Below are 23,148 nucleotides of genomic sequence, written 5' to 3'. Positions count from 1 at the left end.
AGCGCCAGATCACGATCCGCGGGGCGGGGAACTACTCCTTCACGATGATCGAGATCCGGCCGTCACGCTCGGCGATCGCGTAATGAACCTGCGCGAGTTCGCGCAGCCCGCGCTGGCGGGCGGCGTACATCACGTCCTCGGTCTGGATGTTCAGCCGGCGCATGCGTTGTTCCTGGAATGCCCCACCCTCGTAGAGAATGACCGGGGTGCCATCGACGATCCGACCGAAGGTCGGAAACCGCGCCTTGAGCCAGGCGACCAGCCGGTGCATCAGTCCGAACGTCACCATCGCGCTGACCGCGGCGGTCAGCGAGCGCTCGTCGCCGAGAACGCCGGAGATGGTGGTGCCGGCGACCAGGAACAGCACAACCAGGTCGAACGGCGCTAGCTGGCTGGACGTACGCCTGCCGAGCAGCCGGATCACGAACAGCAGGATCCAGTAGGCGGCCGCGGCACGCAGGACGACGTTCATGGCACGATCACCTGCGACCATTCCACAGTGGCGGCCGGATCAGAAGTCGGATCCTGACTGTCGGCGAGGCTGGTATCTGCAACCCGCCATGCCTTCACATGGGCCACGCCGAACGCCGTCGGCATGGTGGCGAACCGGATCTTGCTGTCCGCCTGATGCGCCCCGATCATGAACCGGAACAGGAGGCCGTGGTCGCTGATGACGGCGGACTGGGCCAGCGGAAGCGTGTGATCCAGCCCGAGTGGTTCGGCCGCATGGCTCGACACGTAGATGACCACCGGAACCGCCTTGTCCCGCATGTTCGAGACGTGGAACGTGACCTGCGTGCCCGTGCCTTCACGCGCGACCGGCTCGTAATCGACATGCAGAGAGCCATCCGCGGAGGCCTTGCTCCGGTGGCTGAACACGCCACGCCCGAACACGCCGGCTGCACAGGCGGACAGGAACACGACCATGCAGACGAGCCCGACGATTTGTGCCGCGTGCCAGCGAGCCTCGAACTGCTCGTTGTAGCCGACCTCGAGTTCGCCATTGACCGCGTCGGCTCCGCGTAACTTCTCCTGCGCCGCCAAATGATGTCTCCGCGCCGTGGTTTAGCGCGTCCATCAACATGACCGGCGAAGCCGGAGTTCCATCACGTCAGTGTCCGTCGGCTGACGACGTGCGGACGGGATTTTCGGCCGGTGGTCCACGCCCTGCTCGCCTGGGGAAACCGGCAGTTCGCGCCGGAGGGGGCGAGCGTGGTCCTGGCCGATACCGAAACGGGTGCGGTGGCGGACCCGGTGATGACCGACCGCATTAGTGGCAAGCTGTTGTCGGACGGGTCGTTCAGGACAGCGCCGGGTCCGGCGGCGAACGACCGGACCAGGGCACAGCGGCAGCAGGCACGGGATGCTGCCGTTTGATGCGCTTCAGAAAGTCTCTGTCCAGGGCCTGAGCTCGATCTCCCAGCTCCAGGCGCTGCGCGGCTGGCGCAGGGTGGCGAGATAGCTCTCGGCGATCGCGTCCGGATCGAGCGTGCTGTCGGGGTTCGCGGACGGATCGGCCCGACCATCGCTGCGCACGCTGCCATCGATAATGAAATGGGCGACGTGGATGCCCTTCGGCGCAAGCTCCCGCGCGGCACTCTGGGCCAGCCCGCGCAACGCGAACTTGCCCATCGCGAATGCCGACGAGAGCGGAAAGCCCTTGACGCTGGCGCTGGCGCCGGTGAGCAGGATCGCGCCGTGCCCGTGCGGCACCATGCGACGCGCGGCCTGTTGCACCACCAGGAACGCCCCGAACGCCGACACCGCGATCGCGTCACGCACTGCGCCTGGATCGAGATCGGCAATCGCGCCGCGTACGCGGCCGCTCGCATTGTAGACTACCAGGTCCGGCTGCCCGATCCGCCGGTCAACGTCGTCGAACAGCCGGGCCACCGCGTCCGGATCGGTCGCATCCACCGCGAACCTTTCGGCACCGGTCTCGGCTGCAAGCGCTGCCAGCTTGCCTGGATCGCGTGCCGCTAGCCCGACCGTCACCCCGGACGATGCCAGCGCACGTGCGACCGAGGCACTGATTCCCGGGCCGGCGCCGACGATCAACGCCGTCCGATAGGGCAGTGAGGCCGGGCTCACGACTTACCTGCCTTCGGCGCGGCCTTCTGGCCGAACAGGATACGGCGCTCCTCCTCGGTGCGTATGCCGGGGTTCGCGTTGATGGACTGGATGATGTCGTAGGCACGGACCGTCGCGGGCCGCGCCTTGATCGTGGCATGCCAGCGCTTCAGGTTCGGGAACTGCTCCATGTCCTGGCCCTGCGCGTCGGGAAGGATCCACGGGTAGCTCGCCATGTCGGCGATCGAATACTCTTCGCCAACGATGAACGGGCGATCGGCGAGACGCTTGTCCAGCACGCCGTAAAGGCGATTGGTCTCGTTGACGTAGCGATCGATCGCGTATGGAATCTTCTCAGGCGCATAGTTGCGGAAATGATGGTTCTGACCGGCCATCGGCCCGAGTCCGCCCATCTGCCAGAACAACCATTGCAGCAGCTCGACGCGACCGCGTGCGGTATCCGGGATGAACTGCCCGGTCTTCTCTGCCAGGTAGAGCAGGATCGCCCCGGACTCGAAAATCGAGATCGGCGCGCCGCCATCCGCAGGCTCATGATCGACGATCGCCGGAATGCGATTATTGGGCGCGACCGCCAGGAACTCCGGCTTGAACTGCTCGCCCTTGCCGATATTGATCGGCACGATCCGATAGGGGAGCGAGGTCTCCTCAAGGAAGAGCGTCACCTTGTGACCGTTCGGCGTGGTCCAGTAATACAGGTCGATCATGTGTGTGGCTCCCTGGCTTCGCAGGCATGTGGCAACCCCGACCTAATGTTCAAGAGTTCCGAACTCTTGAACACGGTGGCGGCCTGACCGATATGGATGCCATGCGACCGTTTCTCCACCCTCGATCGGAAGAGATCAGCCTGCAAGGCGTGCTGCATGCATTGGCCGACCCGGAACGGCTCGCGCTGTTCCGCCGGATCTGCTTGAGCGAAGCCGGCCCGGTCAATTGTATCGGTTGCGCCCCGTCCGACATGCCGAAATCGAGCCTGTCGCGTCACGTCCAGGTCCTGCGCGAGGCCGGGCTGGTGAGGTCCGAGCGTCGCGGCAGCGAGGTCATGAACCTGTCCCGTGCGAACGAGGTGGAGACGAGGTTTCCGGGTCTGCTCGACCCGATCCTGGCCGCACACTCCCTGGAGCATTCGTCATGAGTTCCACGCGACAGCTTCGGCTCGGCGCCTTCATGCGTCCGGTCAGCATCCACACCGGGGCCTGGCGTTATCCGGGTGCATGGCCCGACGCGAACTTCAATGTCCAGCACATCAAGCGTCTTGCCCAGACGCTGGAGCGGGGACGCTTCGACGCGTTCTTCATGGCCGACCATCTGGCGGTGCTCAACATGCCGGTCGACGCGCTGAAGCGCAGCCATACGGTCACCTCGTTCGAGCCGTTCACGCTGCTGTCGTACCTTGCCGCCGTCACCGAGCATATCGGTTTGGTGGCGACCGCATCGACCACGTTCGACGAGCCGTATCACGTCGCCCGGCGCTTTGCCTCGCTCGACCACCTGAGCAATGGCCGCGCCGGCTGGAACATCGTCACCACCGCCAACCCTGATGCCGCGCTCAATTTCGGCAAGAGCACGCAGATGGATCATGGCGAACGCTACGTGCGAGCCCGCGAGTTCTACGACGTGGTCACCGGGCTCTGGGACAGCTTCGAGGACGGCGCGATCATCCGTGACGTCGAGAGCGGAATTTTCTTCGATCCGGCCAGGCTGCATGTGCTCGATCATCACGGCGCGCATTTGGACGTTCGCGGTCCGCTCAACATCGCCCGGCCGATCCAGGGTTGGCCGGTGGTGGTGCAGGCGGGATCGTCCGAGCCGGGGCGGCAGCTGGCAGCCGAGACCGCCGAAGTCGTGTTCGCGGCGGAGGCCGACATCGGCGCGGCGCGGCGCTTCTACGCCGACGTGAAGGGCCGGATGACGGTGCTCGGACGCGACCCCGACCATCTCAAGATCCTGCCGGCCGCGTTCGTCGTCGTCGGCGACAGCATCGGGGACGCGCAGGCGATGCGCGACCGGCTCGACAGCCGTGTGCATTACGATAGCGGCATCGCCACCTTGTCCAGCACGCTGGGTCACGACGTATCCGGCTTCGATCCCGATGGGCTGTTGCCCGAAATTCCCGAGACCAACGCCAGCAAGAGCGGTCGCGCGCGCATCCTGGAGCTGGCCCGATCGAGGCAGTTGACGATCCGCCAACTGGCGGCAAAGGTCGGCAGCTATGCGGGCCTTGCCTTTGTCGGCACGCCTGTCACCATTGCGGACCAGATGGAGGAATGGCTGATGACCGATGCGTCGGACGGTTTCAACATCATGTTCCCGTTCCTGCCTGCCGGCCTCGACGTCTTCGTCGACCGGGTGATCCCGGAGCTTCAGCGTCGCGGGTTGTTCCGGCGCGAGTATGAAGGCCGCACCCTGCGCGAAAATCTCGGCCTGCCACGTCCGCCCAATCGTTTCCTGGAGAGCTGATCATGCGCACCCTGAAATCCGTCGTTCTCGCGGCGTCCCTGCTGGTCGGCCTCGCGACGCCGGTCATGGCGGCTGGCCTCGCCAAGCCGGTCGATCTGCCTACACAGCAGCCGGCGCCAGATCCGCATCCCTACGACACGGCCGCCAACGCGCAGGCCCAGGTCGATGCTGCCTTTGCGGAAGCGAAACGGACCGGCAAGAAGGTCATGATCGATTTCGGCGCCAACTGGTGCCCCGATTGCCGCCTGCTCTCGAGCGTGTTCGAGATGCCGCAGGTGAAGGCCTGGAAAGAAAGCCACTTCGCCGCCGTCGCGGTGAATGTCGACCGCTTCAACGTCAACATGGACATCCCGGCGCGTTACGGCGTCAAGGTGAAGGCGATCCCAACCGTGCTGATCCTTACCCCGGACGGCAAGCTGCTGAACGCCGATGGCACCCTGGCGCTCGGCAACGCGCGCACCATGTCGCCGCAGGCCGCAGTCGACCTGATCGCATCTTGGGATGCCCGCGGGACCTAGTGGGCTCAAGTTTGACGCTCGGGAGGGTGCTACCTGAGCAGGTTTCGATACGAAGCGTGCGTCCGTGGCATCGGCTCGGCCAATTGGATCTGCCCATATCGAAGCGTCGGTCTTGGAACCGGATCTGGGAGAAGCGGACGTCGATCCGTCGGCGCGCGGCGGCAGTGATCGACCACTTCCTGCCGTTTGTAAGCTCCAGTCCGTTACGGCACCGCACCGGAAACTAGCTCTGGTTCATGAAGACGCGCAAGCTGACGATTGGCCACCCGATAAGACCTGGTCTAATCCCGTCGACGCGGCTTCTGCGACAACAGACAGTCTCGTTTCGTCCCATCCCTCGCGCGCGGCCGCCGACAGGCCGAGCATGGTCGCAGCAACGTAATCAGCGGCACGCGCGGGCGTCGGGATGTCTGCGGCTTCGAGGAATGCGAGCACCCTGTCGCGGTTCCCGCCCGCGATCCGCGTGGCGGCGATACCCCAGTCCGTCACCCCGTTTCTGGCGTGTTCGAGGATCAAGCAACCACGCCGCTGCGGATGGGCGGTATAGGCACGCGCCGTCGCCGTCAGCATGGCGGCAAGGGCGGTCCGGGGGGATCGACCCGGGATCAGGAAGCGATCCAGCGGCACCACGGTGGCCGAGTAGAGTCGCAACGTATCCTCGAAGAACGCCCCCTTGCTGCCGAATGCCGCATAGAAGCTGGGCGGGGTGATCCCGATCGCCTCGGTCAGCGTGGCAACGCTGACACTCTCGTAGCCGTGCTCGTGAAACAGATGCTGCCCCGCCAGGATCGCAGTTTCGAGGGCAAATCCGCGCGGACGCCCACGTGGTCGTTTATTTCCCTTATCAACCACTATAGAAATCCTTTGCGTCGGTGATCGTATTTATATAGTGAGCTTTAATGGAAATATCCAAGCCTCCGATCTCCATGTCGACAGGGCTGATCTCACACCGAATTGCTAAGGACGATCATGCCGTCTTCTCCATCGCCAAGCCCCGTAGTAGAGGCGTCGATTCCGCTTGCGCCCCTGCCGGCCGCGGCCCTGTCCGGTCTCGCGGCAAGCGGCTTCCTGTGCATTGTCACGGAGACGCTGCCCGCCGGGCTGTTGCCACAGATCGCGTCGGGCCTTGCGGTATCGGAGGGGATCGCGGGGCAGCTGGTCGCCGTCTACGCACTTGGATCCCTGCTGGCCGCGATCCCGCTCACCAGCCTGACGCAGGGATACCGGCGGAGACCTGTGTTGCTCGCCACGATCGTCTGCTTCGTGATTGGCAACACATTGACGGCTGTGGCCGGGTCGCTTGCTGTGGTGCTCGTCGCGCGCTTCGTCGCAGGGTGTGCAGCGGGGCTGGCCTGGGGAATCATCGCAGGATACGCCCGTAGCATCGTGCGCCCCGATCAGACGGGACCAGCGATGGCGTTGGCGATGGTCGGCGTCCCTCTGGCGCTCTCGCTCGGAGTTCCTGCCGGCACGTTTCTGGGTGGACTGGTCGGGTGGCGCGGCTCGTTCCTGCTACTGTCGGCGCTTGGTGTCGTGCTGGTCGGGTGGATCGTCGCGAGGGTGCCCGATGCACCTGGTCGGACGAGTGACGATCGACCCTCGCTCCGCCGCGTCGTGGCGACGCCGGGTATCGTGCCGATCCTGCTGACCATCCTGGCATGGATGACGGCGCACAACATCCTCTACACATATATCGCGCCGGTCGCGGCGGCCGCGGCCGCGCGCGTCGACCTTGTTCTGGTGGCGTTCGGCGTCAGCTCGCTTATCGGGATCTGGATCGTCGGACGACTGGTGGATCGTATGCTGCGCCGGTTGATGCTGCTGGCGATTGGTTCGTTCGCTGCTGTCGCGATCCTTCTCACGCTTACCGGGGAACAGAGCCTCACCCTCTACGCCGCCGCGATTATCTGGGGCCTGGGCTTCGGCGGTGCTGGGGCAATGATGCAGACCGCATCCGCGGACGCAGCAGGCGATGGTGTCGACCTGGCACAGGCGATGGTGACGACGGCGTGGAACCTGGCGATCGCCGCAGGGGGCGCGCTCGGCGGGGCGCTTCTTACGGCCGGAGGAACGCGGCTGCTACCACCTGCGGTTGCCGTGCTGGCGCTGGTCGCGTTCGCGATCGCACTCGCGGCACATTGCTCTGCCTTTCCGACTGGTCCTCGGGCGTGATCGAGGCACTGAAATGTCGCCGCTCCCGCCCAAGCAAATACGCGAAGGACTCAACCGTCAGGGTGTCAGCCTAGCCGGCTGGAACAAAGCAAGGGATACCTGCTCGGCGCGCGGGTTTTCCGGTGTCGTTCGGATGGTTGACGCCATCCGTGACGGGCACTTCAAAGAAATCGAATGGGCTAACCCCATCGAGGCAGGCGACGTTCAAGGCATACTGGCTGTTGTCGGATCGTCGCTGATGGTGGGTGTATATGCCGCAACAAGAGCAGAAGAAGTGCTGCACGGATCCGGTATTGAAGCGGTAGCGCGTCAGCACATCCTCGCCCTGCAGGATCCTGATCCCGCCTGTTCCTGCCATGACAACGACGGCGTCGCGCATCCGGCAATAGGAACAGGTACAGCGGCGGATCAAATTGAAGCCGTCGCTGAGCGTCGCCTCGAACCGTACCGCGCCGCAATGGCACTGGCCGGTCCGAACATTCGTGTCGTCCACCATGTTGTTCGTTTTTCCTTCGGATAGGCCCTATGACGGAAAAGCGCCGGTCGATTGACTATAAGTCGGCATTGGCTTTTTGGAGTAGGCCATGGAGGTATGACATCTCCCCGGCGATGCCAGCCCCAGACCGTTAAAGCACAGTGCGATGTGCTGGCTGTCGAAAAACCAGTCCGGAAGTTTCGAGCGTTATCGAATGTCTCCGGTCGGCTATCATGTGTTCCTACCAGAGCTAGTGGCTGCTTTGGAAGATGGTAGCGTGTTGATACCGTCTTTTCTACCGACACATGAAAGCTTGCCTCCACGTTCGCATCGTCAGCCGGATAAGTCTAGACCACATGTTCGCCTGAGACAGGGCGACCCGTTTCACAATATGCAGGTTGTCGAGGGTTGTGCTGGATCGTTCAGCGCAGAGCCTCATGCATAGGGAGACGGGTCTTGGAAAAGCTTATCACCTACGTCGGGCTTGATGTTCACAAAGAGACAATCGCCGTGGCGCTTGCAGACGAGGGCAAGCGGGGAGATGTGCGTGAGCATGGCACGATCGCCAACACCGCTGCTGCTCTGACAAAATTGGTGAACAAGCTTGCAAAAGATGGTCGTGAGCTGAAGTTCTGCTACGAGGCCGGGCCATGCGGTTACGGTATCCAGCGTCAGCTGAGTGTGGCCGGGCACGAATGTATTGTCGTTGCACCCTCGCTGATCCCGATCAAGGCAGGCGACCGGATCAAGACGGACCGGCGGGACGCGATCAACCTCGCCAAGTTGCACCGGGCTGGCGAGTTGACGCCGGTCTGGATCCCCGATCAGGCGCACGAAGCTGTCCGCGATCTCGTGCGTGCCCGTTTGGCGGCTGTGCGCAGCTTACGCCAGGCTCGTCAGCAGTTGTCCGGGTTTCTGCTACGGCACAGCCTGCATTATAGCCGCCCGGCCTGGACGCTGATGCACAGACGCTGGCTGGCGGAGCTGCGTTTCAAACAACCCGTGCATTATCTGGTCCTGGAAGATTGTCTTGCCGTCATCGAAGCAGCGACGGCACGGCGAGATCGTCTCGAGGCTCACATTCGGGCGGCATTGGCGGACTGGTCGCTCGGCCCGGTCGTGCGCGCCTTGCAGGCTCTGCGTGGCGTCGCCCTGGTGGCAGCGGCAACCTTGGTGGCCGAGCTTGGCGACATGACGCGCTTTACCAACCCGCGCCAGCTCATGGCCTACCTGGGTCTGGTGCCATCGGAACATTCGAGCGGCGGCAAACGGCGCCAGGGAGGGATAACCAAAGCGGGCAACGGTGCAGCACGACGGATGCTGATCGAGGCTGCATGGACCTACCGGTTCCCGGCCCGGATCAGCCGGGATCTGCTGTTGCGGCAGGAAGGCGTGTCCGGGCCCATCCGCGAAACGGCGTGGAAGGCCCAGACCCGACTATGCGGGCGCTATCGCAAACTCTCTCATACCGGCAAGTCGGCAAAGATCGTGACCACGGCAATCGCACGTGAATTGAGTGGTTTTGTTTGGGCGATTGCCAAGCATGTCGAGGCTGCCGCCGCCTGATCTGTTTTATCTGATTGAACACGACGGTAAGGAGAACAGCAGCACCTCGATGCATCCAAAGCTGGGCAGGGCTGGAGGCACGGTCACGGCCAGGAGAACCCTCGGAAACATCTACAGCCGGATTTTTGTCCGACGCTGGTTTTCTAGACAGAGGACGCTCCGCGACGTATCCCCGGTCCGGCGGTAACCAACCCGCGTATCAGAGCATGATCAACCGTCGTTTCATGATCGTGCCTCCTGCCTTACCCAGCTGCGGCTATGCTGAACAGCCTGTCATACGGGCGCAGATTCACCATGCCTGCAGCTTGAAGTGGCGAACATTAGAGGTGTTTAGTCCCGGAGTGTAGTGACCCCTTCATGCAGAGTGGCCACAGGCTGGATACTATGGATCTCGAAGGTCGCAACCTTGGTAGTGAGGTGCGTGACAGGCTGCAGGCCGAAGCTGTGCGGAGCAGCAATCCGACCCTCATTGCCTCCTTAGACTGTGCGATCGTCGCTTCGAAGACAAGTCTGACCGGCCCCATGTCCGACCAAGAGGCTCATCTGCGCGGCCTCCGCATTGATACCGAGTTGACGCGTCGAGAGATCGAACAGGCTGTAACTCACCCATCGCATCTGCCCGGCATGTAGTGGAGAGATGTAGTACAACCGATGCTTGGCATGCAATGGTTCGTTAACATGCGACCCTCCGGAAACTCATCTCAACATGGGGATATCGAGTAATGAGGTTCCCAATATAGTTTCCGGAGGGTTGTCGCCGGTCTCCGGGGCCGGATGCAGCGCGGGCTTTTAGTAAGCCGATATGAGACCGTTTTTCGATGGGACTAGATGTAGTGTTCGGCGGCTCGACTAGAATTGAAAACTCGTTGCCGGGCTCAACGTCTATCCGAACCTAATGGCAGCGGGTATCCACGCCTATCAAGCGACCCGGGTGCTGGTCGGGAGTGTCGGCTATCATGTGTTTGCTGTCACGCGTCTGCTGGCCGTATGGACGCAAGTAAAAGGCATGCTGATGCCGCAAGAAGTACTAGGTCCTTCAAAAGGAACTGTCCGGTTCCCGCCGAAATCGCCGGGAATCCGCCAGCGGTCGGCTCGGCGACGCCGGGCGTGCTGAGGAAGAATGTTAGTGTCACGGCATAGACCAGGCAGGACATCGTCGCGCCAAAAGCGGAGGCCATTTTGTTAAAAGTACCGATGATCAGTGCAGCAGCTGTCACTAGCTCGGCGGTGCCTATGAAATAGCTTGCACCCTGCACCCCGAAGACGGCCGGAATCCAGCTCATGATCGGACTGTTCTGCATCAACGGCGCGATGCCCATCGCTTCGTAGCTCGTGAACTTCATGCAACCGAACCAGAGAAAGATGACTACCAACGCCCAGCGCAGCAACGCGAGTGACCCGCGAGAGCCAGTCGTCTTTTCAGCTATATGTAATGTCGGAAACATGGTGCCTCGCTTTCATTATGGCGCATGACCTGCCTTCATGATTAGACAGGTAATTATATATGCGCGACGCCTACATCTTTAAACTATGTTGAAAATTAGAACAACCCTTTGAACATACTATTGGACCGGATGGTCAGTCTTTTCGGTGCATTGGCGATGGGCACCATGGATCGTACGAAGAACGCAACATTCGCCCCGATGATCCCCGGCAGTAGCAAAACCAATGCGGCGGTTGTTATTATCGGTCACGCGACCGGCCTGTCGATCGATGAATTACGACGGGTGCTAGGCTTGTCCTACCCAGGGACGGTACGACTTGTCGATCGATTGGTTGCAGCCGGGCTCTCTGTTCGATCCAAAGCGCTCCGCGACCGTCGTGCAGTGGCGCTAGTACTCACTGAGGCAGGCGGGAATTGTATTTCTGAGATCTTGTAACAACAAAACAGCGTTTTATCGAAACATTTGAGCAATGTACCGAATGCTGACCACCTCGTTCTGGACGGCATTGCCGACACAATGCTTACGCGTATTTCTGACAACGCTGTTTTGTCGCTGACGATATGTCGGCTCCGTGACGAAAGATGCTACGACTGTCCGATGGATGCCTTTGAAAGGCTGGAATCTTCGACGCATACAGTCGATCCATGAATATTGGGAACACAATTCCACCCACGCCACATCAGCAAAAGCACTTAAGCCAATTTTCACCTACTTACAGGCAAATCATGGAGAGCTTAGAGTATATCCGTGCCCGTTCTATATACCGACCCCGTGTAGCGCACGTGTCCGGTATAGCGATCTACGAGAGCCTACGAATGCGCGAAAGGAAATGCGAGCAGAAGTATCTGTATCCGTGCCGGACCATATTCCACGCACGATGACCATATTACCCTCGGCTACGACGCTGAGCGGATCGACGTGGAAGTCCGGGACGCGATCAAACATCGCCTGCATTCGCTGCGTACCATCCTCGGCACTCCTGCCCACCCCCTTAAGGGCCGTCGCGATCGATATATCGGTTGAACGCTATGGTACGCGCAATGGCGTCCGGCTTACGGTGATTGATGGCGCCTTCAAAAGGCTCGATGACCACACGATTGTTGACTTCCGCCACGCTGGATTAAGTATTCGGCATTATTATTCTCTAAGAATGAAGCTCATGCCTTATCGCGCTTCCGCGGCTTTATCGAGGATATAACAAGCAGTGTGTTCCTGAAGCGCATTTATGGTTGTTTCGATCGATAGAGAGCTGAGATCGAGAAGGGCGGCCTTCGTCTTAAATAAGAACTACAATCGGGATGTGGAGGGCGCTTCCGATTGGGATTGAGAAATGGAATAACCATGTCTGGTATTCAGCAACCCGCCATCTATCAGGGCCGTGTTCCCGTCGCCAAGACGACGGATGTCGTCAAGACGATCCTGTCGTCTACCGCCATTCGATCTACGACTGCCAGAACCGCTTCGTCCAGGCGGGCGCGCATGTCAGCATCAAGCGCCGCGTAAGGACCCATGAAGGGATGCAGATCGCGAAGCTCAGCCAGATACGCTGGGCCAGCGCGTCCCTCCCATACGGCCTCGATCTCCTCGACCTTCACGTCGGCAAGGCCGGCATCCCGCATTGCGTCCGCCATCCGGTCGGGGTCGGCGAGAACCAGGAAACCTTCGGGTGGCGTGGGCGGGGGCCGGTCTGGAAAGATCGTCCGCAGTGCCTGTGCCATGATGACGAACGGCCCCCCGCCGGGCAGGGTGCGCCACGTTGCCACAACAGCCCTTCCGCCGCGCCGCAAGACACGCACCTGTTCTGCTAAGCCGCGCTTCCAATCCTCGAATATACTGACACCGACAATCGACGCAGCAGCGTCGAAACTTTCGTCAGGAAAGTCCAGCGTTTGCCCGTCCATCACGTGTGCCACCGACGTGGGAAATGGCCTCAAGCGTTCGGCCAGCAGTTCGACCATGCCCGGCGCGATGTCGATCGCGGTCACGGAGGCACCCGAGTGCGCGGCGGGTATGCTCAATGCTCCCGTACCCGCTGCGATATCGATGATGCGCGTCCCTCGCCCAATCGGCCCCATCCGCTGCAGCGCGGCAAACGAGACAGGCGCCATGATCCTCGTGGCGGTTTTCTCGTAAGCGCGTGCAAAGGCGATCGTCATGTGCGGATTGTCTTCGGGAGCGGGCGTCTTTGGTAGCCATCCCTGCTGTGCAACAGGGGCGTCGGCATTGGAGGTAGAGTTCATCAAACTGCCTTTCGGTTCCGGCTCTTACCTTGAGCCGGTGTCGCGACCGGGTCGACTTCTTTTGGGCCCATACGTCGCATTGTTCACAAGTGGCACCAGGGGTTTGCGACACGCGCCGCCAACCCCTCAGCGATTACGCTGCGTCGGCGGTATGTACGACCGGAAAGTCGATCTCGGTGCCGGCAGCGATGTTGATGAGGTTTGTGAAAATGTTCTCAGCTACGACCGCAATAATTTCGACGATCTGGGCGTCGCTAAACCCCGCTGCCTTGATAGCCTGCACATCGGCATCGCTGATTTTGCCGCGCTTCTCGTTGACTTTTACGGCAAAGGCTACGGCGGCAGCTGCCTTAGGCTCGGACGAGGTACCCTGGCGGTTCAGGGCGATTTCAGCGGCATCGATCTTGGCGAGGTTCAGGCCGATATAGCTGTGCGCCGAGAGGCAGTAGTCGCAGCTATTACTCTGCGCAATTGCAATTGCAATGGCGATCCGCTCACGGGTTTTAAGGTCGAGCGCCTTCACCAGGGCGGCATTCAGCCCGAGCAGGCCCTGCAACGCTGCCGGGCTCAGGGAAAGCACACGGAAGCTATTCGGGACAACGCCGAGCTGCTTCTTCACGGCTTCGAGCATAGGCTGCGAGGCGGAAGGGGCGGTCTCGTAGGTAGGAACGGTAATGCGGGACATGGGTCTCTCCTTAATTGAAGAATGAATTACGGCGTGACTAACAGCTAGAGCATCATCCGATCGTCTTAATTTCTGCATCGGACGAAATACCGAATAAAACACCGACCTTGAGATCTCTTCCGATCTGCTTCGATCGATAGAAGTCTAGTCCGCGACTGCCGGCGCGATAATCCACTAAGTTGATAAAACTCTATTGCGTTCTCAGCAATTATGGATGGCATTCGATCACGTGGCAGTCGTAAGGACATCACATCGCCAGCTCGCTATCCTTGATGTTGGCGATGGGGCCGAGGATGGCCGGGTCGAAGTCGTTAAGAATGCGTCGATCAGACAAACGCCTCGGCAAGTCCGGATTCGCCAATGCCCCACGGGCGATGGTGATGATATCGGCCCCATCATTCAGCGCCGCAATCGCCTGCTCGATTTTGTGCAGACCGCCATTGGCAAAGATTTCCGCCTCGGGTGCGTAACGTTTGGCGAGGTGCATCAACGATGGACCTCCGGGCTTAAACGCCGGCTTCCACGCCTCATATTCGGTGACATGGATAAAGTCCGCGCCAGCCTGCGCAAGGCTACCAAAGACGATTTCAGCGTCGCGCTCTGCATCTGCCCATTTTTGATGGTGATCGTTCACCTTGCCTTGCGAAATGCGGACGCCCACCGGCACCTTGGCACCAACCTTGGAACGTACCGCTTTGAAGGTCTCGAGGATCAATCGCACGCGGTTCTGCGTGGCGCCCCCCCAACGATCCACTCGTTTGTTGGTAGAGGCGGTCAAAAACTGGTCGAGAAGATAGCCGTTGGCACCATGGATCTCGATGGCGTCAAAGCCTGCGACCTCGATGGCGCGCCCTGCTGACTCCGCAAAGCCGTGGATGGCATCGGCGATCTGCGATTCAGTCATCGCGGCCGGTAACGCGTAGCGGCCATGGCCGTGATAGAATGCCATTTGCTCGCCCTTCGGCTGGACGGCGGACGGCCCTAGTGTCGTGTCGCGAAAGCGGTTGCCCTGGCTGATTGCGCCGGCATGCATTACCTGGGCGATGGCGAACGCGCCCTCCGCCTTGATGCCCCGCACCACAGGCTTCCAGGCATTGGCTTGCGTTTCGTCAGTCATGCCGGGCTGATGGGCGTAGCCCTGCGAGAACGCCTGATCGGTATAAACGCCTTCGGTGCTGACTGTCCCAAAGCCACCCCGCGCGAAACGCTCATAGTAGCGGGTCATGGTCTCGGTCGCCCGGCCGTCCTGGGTCGCGCTGATGCGCGTCATCGGCGCGACAGCGAGGCGGTTTTTCAGGGTATGGCCGTTTATGATGATCGGCGCAAAGAGCGCACTCGTATCAATGTCCATCTTCCAAGTCTCCAGAAATGTTAAATCAGATACCAGTCCAAGTGTTAGCAATTAGCTGTAGGTTTTATTACAATCTATTCTAGGAGGGCGGAGGGACGGGCGGCTGGCTTGTACACCGCGCCAAGCCGTCCCAGATCATCGTCTCTTTCGCTTTGATCAACCGTTACAGGGCTTTATGTCTCGGTGATCACCTGGATCCGGTAAACCTTGGGAGCCTAAGAAAGGAGTGCCTCCGCTACCGCCTCATCATCGAAACTGTTAAAGATTCTTTACGCCTCGGGATCAGCTTTTAACTTCGTCGCGTGCCAGGGCATCGTGCCTGGCTCCCCCGTGACCAGCGAAGAGACGCTGAAGCGTGTCCGTCGTGGATTCGACCACTGCAAGCGTAGGGGAGGCCGCGTAAACGAGGCCCTTGACCCCGGGGTGATCGCCAGCGTGGGTGATGACGGGGATGCCTTCACGCTGGAGCCCGGCGGGCACTTGATGCCAGATCGACGCCTCTTGGAGGGCGCGTGCACAAGGATGACCGTTGGCTTGACTTGGGCGGCAGGGGCGATGTCAAGGGTTGGACCGGTATTGCTTGACATTGGTCTCTCCTACGAGTGGACCGCCAGTTGCGGCGTGACCGGAGGTGTAGGACCGCAGTGCTAACGCGATAATCCGTTGAGTTGACAAAACCTTATTGCTGTTTCAGCAATAGTATATGGACAGTCTCGAAGCGATGCGCATTTTTGTCTCTGTCGCGACACAAAGCAGCTTCACCGAAGCGGCTAGGCGCATGCGGCTGTCGCCTTCCGTCGTTACCAGATCTATCTCACAGGTCGAAGAGAAGCTGGGCATAGTGTTGCTCAACCGCACCACTCGATCGGTGCAGTTGACGGAACGCGGCCAAATCTACCTGGAAGACTGCAAACAAATACTTGAAGATTTGGAGATGGCGGAGCGGCGGGTCCGCGGCGAAGATGCGAAACCTCGCGGTACCTTACGCGTCACCGCACCGGTTCTGCTGGGACGCCTGTATGTGTTGCCGATCGTGAATTCGCTTTTGCACGAGCATCCGGCTCTCTCGATCCATCTCACATTATCAGATCGCAACGTCCATCTCTTCGAGGAAGGCGTGGACGTTGCCGTCTGCGTCGGTGAGCTTGCCGATAGCAGCCTGATCGCGCCCACGCTGGGTCTCGCCACCCCGGTCCTCGTCGCCAGCCCCGGCTATCTGCAAAAACGCGGCGTGCCGGCATCGCCGGTAGCACTTTCATCGCATGATATTATCCTCTTCGGAGGTATCAGTTCCGTTAATGAATGGCCCTTTGGCGCAGATAGAAAGACAGTACGGGTAGAGCCTCGCCTCACTGTCAACGGTGCCGACGCAGCGATAACAGCGGCAGAGGCTGGTGTTGGTATCGCACGAACGCTGTCCTACCAGGTCTGGGACGCCGTGCACGCCGAGCGTCTCACGCTTGTGCTACAGAAGTTCATGGCGCCACCGGTGCCGATCAGTGTCGCCTACCAGGCGCGGCGCATTGGATCAGCCAACGTAGCCATTTTCGTTAAAGCCATACGGGAGCATTTCAGGGCCAATCCTCTCGTTCAGTTCGATGGAGCGGAGGCACCTGTCGCGATAAACCCTGCAAATGATTGAAAGCGAGCCCGAGCAGTCGCTTCGCTGTAGGGCGGTGATTGATTTTAATGACGCAAACGGTATACGCGCCTTCTATCCGACGTCAGGTTGCACGAGAGTCTGGATGTCGCGCTGCAGTCATTCGGTGGAACCTGGAACGCATGATTCGAGTACGTTAGACGATCAATGTTTGAGAAATGCTGCTGGATATCTGCGACAGGTGCTAATCTAACTGCACAAAACTCTGGACGAAGTCGCTTAAAACGTTGCAATATGAATTAAGTTAGATCAATCAGTCGAAACTAGTTTAACCCACTGTTATCGCTCCACGAGTCTAGTGTCGACTTTACTGAAGTTTTAAAAGGACCGGTCGGACTTTCCGGGACTTGAGTGCAGTGGACCGTGAGAAAGCAACCATTTCCAGCGATATCCAGCAGTCTGACATCGACGGCCGCCTCGGTCTGCCACTCGGTCGATTTCTGGCTGCGTGATCGTCCGGGTTTTTTCCACTCCCCGGTAAGTCGAAAAGAATGCTGACCTGATCCACTTTGACCGTCGAGACCGGACGATGGGAGGGGAAGGACTGTCGGGCTCAAGAAGGCGTTTCCTGTCGTTACCAAAGTGCGTTAGTCATTGCTGCGCCCGTTTGTTCTATGGTGAAGGATGGAGTTGATCTAGCCGCTAGGGCACGGGCTCAAGCCTTAGGCGTTTAGGCGCGCAACATAGATGGAGAACCTCGTGCATCGCTTAACCCTGCTTCTCGCCATGATAGTGGCTTATCTGCCTGCGCCGGGGATAGGGCCGACATTGTGGTTACGGGAAGCTGCCGGACAGTAATAATTGCTGGCAAACTCGATCGCTGCATGAACATCGCTCAGGTCAAATATTCGCTGTTAGATAATGGCCGCGCCATGTTGGCGTTTGTCGTAGGGGTGGTCGTGTCACCGCATTTGTTAATGAAAAGGATGCCCAGCCTCAGCCCCAGACCTACTACATGTACCTCTCGCGGGTCCGCATCGCCAGGCTGGGAAGCGATTTTGCCGCCAATGTCGGTGGTCAGTGCCTGATCACTATCTCGCCAGATAAAACAGTCTGGTCGACGATTTCCTGTAAAGCGATCGACGAAGATGGGGCTGCTTAGCCCCTTACCTTTGATTCCAACGGTGACCCAAACAACGTAAAAGTTTCGGATTCCACAACAGTCGTTTTGCAGGACCACCCAACCCCGGCCTCGATTAGTCAGGTCAGCGCCCGGTTTAAGGTGGGCTTGAAGATTTCAGGCGTACAAGGCATTGCTAGGGACGTGGCGACTTGCCACGACACCGCGGGTTTCGGTATCCAACTCATCCGAAACTGTGTGCTCTACGACTCCGCGGCTATCTCCATGGATATGGCCATGCGCAAGATCTTCCGCGAACACGGTGTAGATCCAGGACCACATCCACCAGTCCTCTTCAAAGCGCAATCAAGGCCCGATCTGAGCGCTATGCAGCGTTGGCATTCGGGGGCTCCAAAGAATTGAAAGCCAGCTATCTAGGCATCGCACCCGCAACCGTGATGCTGGGCGCATCCAAGTAGCCGGAGCACGATTCTGAGCGAAGTAAAACACACTTATAGAGTATTCTATTACGTTCTCGTAAGTCTCTAACAAATCTATATAGTCATCGACCTTTTAAGGGTCTGACCCGATTCTTTCTCTGCTTCATCCGCTTCAACAACTCTTTCTTGCGGCTGCGTGCTTATCGGGAACTTCTAGATCAACCACCGGCTTCGATGGTTTCAGTCTTCAAAGGTAGTTGCCGGAGAACCATAACCGGCGGCGCCGATCCTATACGCGGCGCACGGATCAGGCTCAGCGTCGCACCGACATCGCCGGTGACCACGGCGGAGAAGATCTAGATGAAGCAGCATTCGGTGGTTATGTTGCCGATACCGTTGTCGGTGCAGCCGGCTCAGTGCGTCAGCATCGCCTCGAGTGCTGCCAGCGCGGGCCCGGCCGAACGGATCGCGTCCGCTTCGGCCTTCCGGTAGCAGTCGATCAGGGCGGCCCCGGCCGGTGTCACCGTCGCCCCGCCACCACCGGCCCCGCCAGGACGTGCGGCAACCACCGGCTGGCCGAGGCTGTCGTTCATCGCCTCGACCAGTCGCCACGCCCGGCGGTAGGACATGGCCATCTCGCGGCCAGCCCGGGAGATCGAGCCATGTTCCGCGATCAGCTCGAGCAGCCGGATCTTGCCGGGTCCGAGCCAGCGTTCGCCATCCCTGTCGACCCGGAGCGTGAGCCGGAGCATCGGACGGTCAGGCGGCCAGCACGGCTTCCGCCTCACGCACCACCGCTTCCAGCGCGCCGTCGGCGAAGGGGGAGATCAGGCCGGCAGACGCGACCAGTTCGGTAAACGGCGCCGAGCCGCCTTCCGCGCACAGGTCGCTGTAGCGCTGCATAGTTTCGGCCGGCGCCTTTCGGGATGCCAGCCAGAACTGCATCGCGCAGCACAGGGCCAGCGTGTAGTCGATATAGTAGAACGGCGATCGATAGATATGCGGCTGCGCCTGCCAGCGTCCGCCCTTCGCCGGGTGGGACAGCTCGCCATAGTCGCGCCACGGCATGTAGAGCGCTTCCAGCCGTTTCCAGACGGCGTTACGCTCCGCCGGGGTGAGATCCGGGTTCGAATAGACCTCGTGCTGGAAATGATCGACGCAGACGCCGTAGGGCAGGAACGCAAGCGAGCCGATCAGGTGCATGCGCCGGAACCGGTCGGCCGCGTCCTCGCCGACCATCAGCGCCATCTGCGGGTAGGTCAGGAATTCAAGTGCCATCGAGTTGATTTCGGCCGCTTCCATGGTCGGCCACAACACGTCGATGCCGGGCAGGTCACGGCTTTTCCAATTCTGGAAGGCGTGTCCCATCTCGTGCGTGAACACGTTGATGTCGCCGTGCGTGCCGTTGAAGTTGGCGAAGATGAACGGCACGCCTTCGGTCGGGAACGAGGTGCAGAAGCCGCCGCCGGCCTTGCCCTCGCGGTTCTTGAGGTCGAGGAAGCCACCGTCGGCCATCATCGCGAAGAACTCGCCCATCTCCGGGTCGAGCCGCTCGAACATGGTTTTCGCCTGCGTCACCATGAAATCATGATCGCCGGCCGGCTTCGGATTGCCTGCGGGGTCGATCAGTGTCTCATCCCACGACTGCACTTTATCCCAGCCGTGCGTCGCTCGCCGCTGCTCGAGCAGGCGCGCCACCAGCGGCACCACGTGCGCAGCCACCTGGTCACGGAAGGATGCGACCTGCTCGGGGCCGTAATCGACCCGGCGCATGCGCCGGTAGCCGAGCGGCACGTAGGTTTCGAAGCCGAGCTTGCGCGCCATCGTGGTGCGCAGGCGGACCAGGTCGTCATAGATGCCGTCCAGCGTCCGGGCGTGTTCGGCAAAGAAGCCCCAGCGCGCCGCTTCCGCCTGATGCCGCAGGTCGCGGTCCAGCGACTCCCCGAACGGTGCGAGGCCGGACAGGTTGGTCACGGTCCCGCCGACACTGAGCCTGGCAGAAGCCAGCAGCTCGGTATAGCGCGCGCCGAGCCGTGCTTCCTCCTCGAGGTCGGCCGCGATTGCCGGATCGAAGGTGGTGACGTCGCTCTCCCAAAGCCTGACGACATGCGCGCCGACCACTGCCTCGACCGCCGCGCGATCCTCGGCTGCCAGCAGCCGGCGCTTCACGTCGGTTTCATAGCCGGTCGCGACCGGACCCAGCCCATCGGCGTAGTCGCGGTCGGCGCGGGCAGTCTCGCTGGTGGTATCCTGCGCGAACCGGAGATGCACCAGCGCCGCCCAGCTATCGTAGCGCCGCCGCTCCTGGTCCCACAATTCGAGCGCCTGTCCGAGCGAGCCCGGACTATCCAGCATGGCGTTGATGGTGCCGTAGGCCGCTTCCAGTCCCTCGCGAGTCGGGCGCTCGGCGTGGATCTCGGCAAACTTCAGGTGAGGTATCTTCATGGCAAACGGGGTCCTGTTCGGCAGGAGGCGATCATCCAGCCATTTCACACCAGGGGCCGTAAGATGGCCAGAGCAGCAGTGGATATCGCGCAGCGAAGGCCCGCGCGTCACTGGTTCGACCCATCTCAAGGTTCGGTGACAGACGAAGTTTCACCCAGACAAAGGTCGGGTTCTCGCGTCACCGCTTCATACCGATGAAAGCATACGACCATATTGGTCATGACGCGCTGCATTCGGCGGCGCAACGTCCGGTTGAGGGAGTAGACGATTGAGCCTGTAACCCGCATCCATCGTATTCAGCCTCGGGAATCCGCAAACTTAATCGGACCTTGACAGGTGGTCAGCCGGGGCTGGGGGAGATACAGATACCAGCATCCGACCTTTTTAAGGAATGCGAATGCCGGTAGTTCTAGAACCGATCTTTCGTATGCAGCAGCTTACATTTCCTGCATGTCTCGCGTTCGCCACGATCACCAGCGCATTTTTTTATATAGACATGGTATTCCTTTTGCTCCTGCTGCCCGTCGTGGCGGTCTTTTTTATTGTCTGCCTGATTCGCTTCAGCTTGCAGCCGACAAAGAAACCTAAGTTGATCCGCCTTTTCGCCGCAGTATGCGTGGCCGTATTATGGGGCTACCTCTTCAGGGCAGGACACCATTTTGGTGATGATCTGCACTGGGCAGCCTGGTCGTCGAGTTATAAACGAAACTTGTATCTAGCGAATGCTCCGTCCGACAATCCTGCCGGTCTCTACCCACCACATATGCTTTGGCGGGTTTGGGGTGGCTTCGGGGCGGATACGGAGGCGGACCTCGTGTTCGACCATAGCGCCGCTGTTGCGCAGACCGCGGCCAAAAGTAGGCACGACAACAAATCCGTTTACGGCTGCCAAGTTGTGGATGTGCATCAGCTCGAGCACGACTGGTATATCGTAGAACTATACGCAAATGAAGGATGGCCGGGCTGCTGATGTGCTTTCTCCCGGATAATCGCTTCTCAGACTTCAGAGTGGTGTCGTGTCACGCTCATCCTTCACGCAGTCCGATTAAGTCACTACATCTAGAAGTCAACGCTAACGGTACGAACTTTCCATCATAGACGTTCGTTCGCCCACAGGAACGTCAGCTCGTGCTTGTTGTGCGAGAGATGCAGCACCGTTCCGCCCGGGATCACAGCGAATGCCTGTGCGGCATCGTGGTCGGTCGGGTCCTGGAACTTGATCGTGCAGACGATGCGGCCGACGGTGCCGGCCTCGATCCAGCGTCGCACCAGCGTCAGCAACCGGTCCGGATAGGCGATGATGTCGCTGAACAGCCACTCGACCGGCGGCTCGTTCGCGGGCTCGAGACCGAACGCGCTCTCCCGCCGGAAGCCGACGCCCGGCATGGAGGCCACCGTCGGGTCGAGCGGGGCGCGGTCGATCGCCATCACCGTTGCGCCGAGGCTGGCGATCGCCCAGGTCCAGCCGCCCGGCGTGGCGCCGAGGTCGAGGCACGCGTCACCCGGCTGCGGCCACATCCCCAGTCGTGCGCAGGCTTCCCATAGCTTGAGGTAGGCGCGGCTCGGCGGCCCGACCCTGTCCTCGACGAAGCGGGCAATGCCGTTCGGAAACGGGCTGGTCTTGGTGGTGCTGAGCAGCAGCAGACCCGGTTCCAGCAGCGTCCAGGCTCCGAGCGGGGCGGTCGGCGCGGCGGCCGGAAACACCAGCGGTGCCGACTTCACGCTCGGCAGCCGGTCCACGATCAAGGCCGAGCGACGATGGTGCAGCAGGGGCAGGTGGCTCCAGTTGCGCTGTCGGTCGCGCAGTGCCTTCGCCGCGTCGCCTATCGAGGCGCAAGCGACCAGCTCGGGCGCGGTCCAGGTGTCGAGCGACCACAGCACCGGTGCCGGTGGTTCGGGCGAGAGTGCCAGCCTGCCATGCCAGGCCGAGATGGTCAGGCCGTGGCGCGACATCTCCTCGGCCAGCACCGCCTCATTGCCTTCCGAAGCCAGATAGGCGGCGCCGATCACGCTCGGCACCACGATTTCGGACGGGCTGGTGTTAGACGACTCGTTCATCGGCGCAGGCACGCGAGGGCCAGCAGGAGCCAGCCCAGCATCAGCACGCTGCCGCCGAACGGTGCCAGATGCCCAAGCGTCCGCGCCCAGACGCTATCGCCGGCGAAGCCGAGCGCATACAGCCCGGCGCAGAAACAGGTGATCCCCAGCAGGAATGCGACACCCGCAAGCCGGACCGGCAGGCCTGGGCGGCGGTCGGCCAGTATTCCGGCGACGAGCAGGGCGACCGTGTGCCAGCCCTGCATCTGCACCGCGCTGCGCAACAGTTCGCGCCCGCCCGGAGCCAGCGACCGGTCCGGCAGGTGCGCCGCAAGCGCGCCCATTGCCACGGTCGCGAAACCGAGCAGCGCGCCGCACGCCAGGAAAAGCCTGGCCCAAGGCGAGAGGGTGGAGTCCGCTGGCTGCAACGTGACCGCGACCGGGGGCAATCCGGCATCCGCTTGGGCTTTCATGATCTCCGGCTTCTAGCTGTCGGCAAGGCCTCG

At 60.9% G+C, this 23,148-nt stretch carries 25 protein-coding genes; 10 read left to right on the top strand and 15 right to left on the bottom strand.

Going from position 1 to position 23,148, the window contains the following annotated elements; genetic code table 11:
• Positions 1 to 31: 31 nt before the first annotated feature.
• The gene (locus HN018_RS13980) at positions 32 to 472 is read right to left on the bottom strand and encodes a DUF421 domain-containing protein (RefSeq protein WP_171833466.1); all 441 of its coding nucleotides are present in this window, start codon (positions 470 to 472) and stop codon (positions 32 to 34) included.
• Positions 469 to 1,044 carry a hypothetical protein gene (locus tag HN018_RS13975; protein WP_171833467.1) on the bottom strand — a complete coding sequence of 192 codons (576 nt, stop codon included), beginning with the start codon at positions 1,042 to 1,044 and terminating at the stop codon, positions 469 to 471. Before HN018_RS13975 ends, HN018_RS13980 begins: the two co-directional genes overlap by 4 nt.
• A 111-nt stretch (positions 1,045 to 1,155) precedes the next feature.
• On the opposite strand from HN018_RS13975, the gene HN018_RS13970 reads away from it, so the two are divergent.
• Positions 1,156 to 1,377 carry a hypothetical protein gene (locus tag HN018_RS13970; protein ID WP_171833468.1) on the top strand — a complete coding sequence of 74 codons (222 nt, stop codon included), beginning with the start codon at positions 1,156 to 1,158 and terminating at the stop codon, positions 1,375 to 1,377.
• A 6-nt stretch (positions 1,378 to 1,383) separates the two neighbouring features.
• On the opposite strand, the gene HN018_RS13965 is transcribed toward HN018_RS13970, so the two are convergent.
• Both HN018_RS13965 and HN018_RS13960 read right to left on the bottom strand, forming a co-directional pair.
• Entirely contained in the window at positions 1,384 to 2,091 is a 708-nt protein-coding gene (locus HN018_RS13965) for an SDR family NAD(P)-dependent oxidoreductase (RefSeq protein WP_171833469.1), read from the bottom strand.
• A complete protein-coding gene (locus HN018_RS13960; protein WP_171833470.1) occupies positions 2,088 to 2,795 on the bottom strand; it encodes a glutathione binding-like protein in 708 nt (235 codons plus the stop codon). The genes HN018_RS13965 and HN018_RS13960 overlap by 4 nt, the downstream gene beginning before the upstream one ends.
• A gap of 101 nt (positions 2,796 to 2,896) precedes the next feature.
• On the opposite strand from HN018_RS13960, the gene HN018_RS13955 reads away from it, so the two are divergent.
• Genes HN018_RS13955 through HN018_RS13945 form a run of 3 tightly spaced genes read left to right on the top strand, consistent with a single transcriptional unit; the run spans position 2,897 to position 5,066 of the window.
• A complete protein-coding gene (locus tag HN018_RS13955; protein ID WP_171833471.1) occupies positions 2,897 to 3,223 on the top strand; it encodes an ArsR/SmtB family transcription factor in 327 nt (108 codons plus the stop codon).
• Positions 3,220 to 4,548: an LLM class flavin-dependent oxidoreductase gene (locus tag HN018_RS13950; protein ID WP_171833472.1), complete on the top strand. Its 1,329-nt coding sequence runs from the start codon at positions 3,220 to 3,222 to the stop codon at positions 4,546 to 4,548. Before HN018_RS13955 ends, HN018_RS13950 begins: the two co-directional genes overlap by 4 nt.
• A gap of 2 nt (positions 4,549 to 4,550) precedes the next feature.
• Complete coding sequence (locus HN018_RS13945) at positions 4,551 to 5,066, top strand: thioredoxin family protein (RefSeq protein ID WP_171833473.1); 516 nt, start codon at positions 4,551 to 4,553, stop codon at positions 5,064 to 5,066.
• Between the two features lie 234 nt (positions 5,067 to 5,300).
• Here HN018_RS13945 and HN018_RS13940 read toward each other — a convergent pair whose 3' ends face one another.
• Positions 5,301 to 5,918, bottom strand: coding sequence for a TetR/AcrR family transcriptional regulator (locus HN018_RS13940; RefSeq protein WP_171833474.1), 618 nt, complete (start codon positions 5,916 to 5,918; stop codon positions 5,301 to 5,303).
• Between the two features lie 117 nt (positions 5,919 to 6,035).
• Here HN018_RS13940 and HN018_RS13935 point away from each other — a divergent pair, with 117 nt between their 5' ends.
• Positions 6,036 to 7,238 (top strand): MFS transporter, encoded by a 1,203-nt coding sequence (locus HN018_RS13935; RefSeq protein ID WP_171833475.1) that lies wholly within the window; start codon positions 6,036 to 6,038, stop codon positions 7,236 to 7,238.
• A gap of 70 nt (positions 7,239 to 7,308) precedes the next feature.
• Here HN018_RS13935 and HN018_RS29725 read toward each other — a convergent pair whose 3' ends face one another.
• Positions 7,309 to 7,734, bottom strand: coding sequence for a GFA family protein (locus tag HN018_RS29725; protein ID WP_171833476.1), 426 nt, complete (start codon positions 7,732 to 7,734; stop codon positions 7,309 to 7,311).
• 435 nt (positions 7,735 to 8,169) lie between these two features.
• Between HN018_RS29725 and HN018_RS13925 the strand changes: the two genes are divergently transcribed.
• Both HN018_RS13925 and HN018_RS13920 read left to right on the top strand, forming a co-directional pair.
• On the top strand, positions 8,170 to 9,279 hold the full coding sequence (locus HN018_RS13925; RefSeq protein ID WP_172443485.1) for an IS110 family RNA-guided transposase: 1,110 nt from the start codon (positions 8,170 to 8,172) through the stop codon (positions 9,277 to 9,279).
• A 384-nt stretch (positions 9,280 to 9,663) separates the two neighbouring features.
• Positions 9,664 to 9,909 carry a hypothetical protein gene (locus tag HN018_RS13920; protein WP_171836717.1) on the top strand — a complete coding sequence of 82 codons (246 nt, stop codon included), beginning with the start codon at positions 9,664 to 9,666 and terminating at the stop codon, positions 9,907 to 9,909.
• Positions 9,910 to 10,247: 338 nt separating this feature from the next.
• On the opposite strand, the gene HN018_RS13915 is transcribed toward HN018_RS13920, so the two are convergent.
• Positions 10,248 to 10,724, bottom strand: a complete 477-nt coding sequence (locus HN018_RS13915) for a YkgB family protein (RefSeq protein ID WP_171836716.1) — start codon at positions 10,722 to 10,724, stop codon at positions 10,248 to 10,250.
• A gap of 129 nt (positions 10,725 to 10,853) precedes the next feature.
• Between HN018_RS13915 and HN018_RS28675 the strand changes: the two genes are divergently transcribed.
• The gene (locus HN018_RS28675; protein WP_338034023.1) at positions 10,854 to 11,159 is read left to right on the top strand and encodes a MarR family winged helix-turn-helix transcriptional regulator; all 306 of its coding nucleotides are present in this window, start codon (positions 10,854 to 10,856) and stop codon (positions 11,157 to 11,159) included.
• Between the two features lie 321 nt (positions 11,160 to 11,480).
• Here HN018_RS28675 and HN018_RS29400 read toward each other — a convergent pair whose 3' ends face one another.
• From HN018_RS29400 to HN018_RS13890, 4 genes are all read right to left on the bottom strand, one after another.
• Positions 11,481 to 11,678 carry a nuclear transport factor 2 family protein gene (locus tag HN018_RS29400; protein ID WP_171836715.1) on the bottom strand — a complete coding sequence of 66 codons (198 nt, stop codon included), beginning with the start codon at positions 11,676 to 11,678 and terminating at the stop codon, positions 11,481 to 11,483.
• A 416-nt stretch (positions 11,679 to 12,094) separates the two neighbouring features.
• Positions 12,095 to 12,880 carry a class I SAM-dependent methyltransferase gene (locus HN018_RS13900; RefSeq protein WP_171836714.1) on the bottom strand — a complete coding sequence of 262 codons (786 nt, stop codon included), beginning with the start codon at positions 12,878 to 12,880 and terminating at the stop codon, positions 12,095 to 12,097.
• A gap of 217 nt (positions 12,881 to 13,097) precedes the next feature.
• Complete coding sequence (locus tag HN018_RS13895; protein ID WP_171836713.1) at positions 13,098 to 13,649, bottom strand: carboxymuconolactone decarboxylase family protein; 552 nt, start codon at positions 13,647 to 13,649, stop codon at positions 13,098 to 13,100.
• 247 nt (positions 13,650 to 13,896) lie between these two features.
• Positions 13,897 to 15,000: an NADH:flavin oxidoreductase gene (locus HN018_RS13890; protein ID WP_171836712.1), complete on the bottom strand. Its 1,104-nt coding sequence runs from the start codon at positions 14,998 to 15,000 to the stop codon at positions 13,897 to 13,899.
• A gap of 703 nt (positions 15,001 to 15,703) precedes the next feature.
• Here HN018_RS13890 and HN018_RS13885 point away from each other — a divergent pair.
• On the top strand, positions 15,704 to 16,642 hold the full coding sequence (locus tag HN018_RS13885; protein ID WP_171836711.1) for a LysR family transcriptional regulator: 939 nt from the start codon (positions 15,704 to 15,706) through the stop codon (positions 16,640 to 16,642).
• A 1,931-nt stretch (positions 16,643 to 18,573) separates the two neighbouring features.
• Here HN018_RS13885 and HN018_RS13880 read toward each other — a convergent pair.
• Positions 18,574 to 18,912 carry a winged helix-turn-helix domain-containing protein gene (locus HN018_RS13880; RefSeq protein WP_171836710.1) on the bottom strand — a complete coding sequence of 113 codons (339 nt, stop codon included), beginning with the start codon at positions 18,910 to 18,912 and terminating at the stop codon, positions 18,574 to 18,576.
• A 7-nt stretch (positions 18,913 to 18,919) separates the two neighbouring features.
• Positions 18,920 to 20,605 (bottom strand): M3 family oligoendopeptidase, encoded by a 1,686-nt coding sequence (locus HN018_RS13875; RefSeq protein WP_171836709.1) that lies wholly within the window; start codon positions 20,603 to 20,605, stop codon positions 18,920 to 18,922.
• Positions 20,606 to 21,032: 427 nt separating this feature from the next.
• On the opposite strand from HN018_RS13875, the gene HN018_RS13870 reads away from it, so the two are divergent.
• Positions 21,033 to 21,575, top strand: coding sequence for a hypothetical protein (locus HN018_RS13870; RefSeq protein ID WP_171836708.1), 543 nt, complete (start codon positions 21,033 to 21,035; stop codon positions 21,573 to 21,575).
• Between the two features lie 122 nt (positions 21,576 to 21,697).
• On the opposite strand, the gene HN018_RS13865 is transcribed toward HN018_RS13870, so the two are convergent.
• Entirely contained in the window at positions 21,698 to 22,663 is a 966-nt protein-coding gene (locus tag HN018_RS13865; RefSeq protein ID WP_171836707.1) for an SAM-dependent methyltransferase, read from the bottom strand.
• Positions 22,660 to 23,115, bottom strand: coding sequence for a DUF423 domain-containing protein (locus HN018_RS13860; protein ID WP_171836706.1), 456 nt, complete (start codon positions 23,113 to 23,115; stop codon positions 22,660 to 22,662). Before HN018_RS13860 ends, HN018_RS13865 begins: the two co-directional genes overlap by 4 nt.
• Positions 23,116 to 23,148: the final 33 nt, after the last annotated feature.

The organism is Lichenicola cladoniae, assembly GCF_013201075.1.
GTDB classification, from domain to species: domain Bacteria; phylum Pseudomonadota; class Alphaproteobacteria; order Acetobacterales; family Acetobacteraceae; genus Lichenicola; species Lichenicola cladoniae.
Note: the sequence above shows the minus strand (reverse complement) of the source record. Positions and strands in the feature narration are given on the sequence as shown.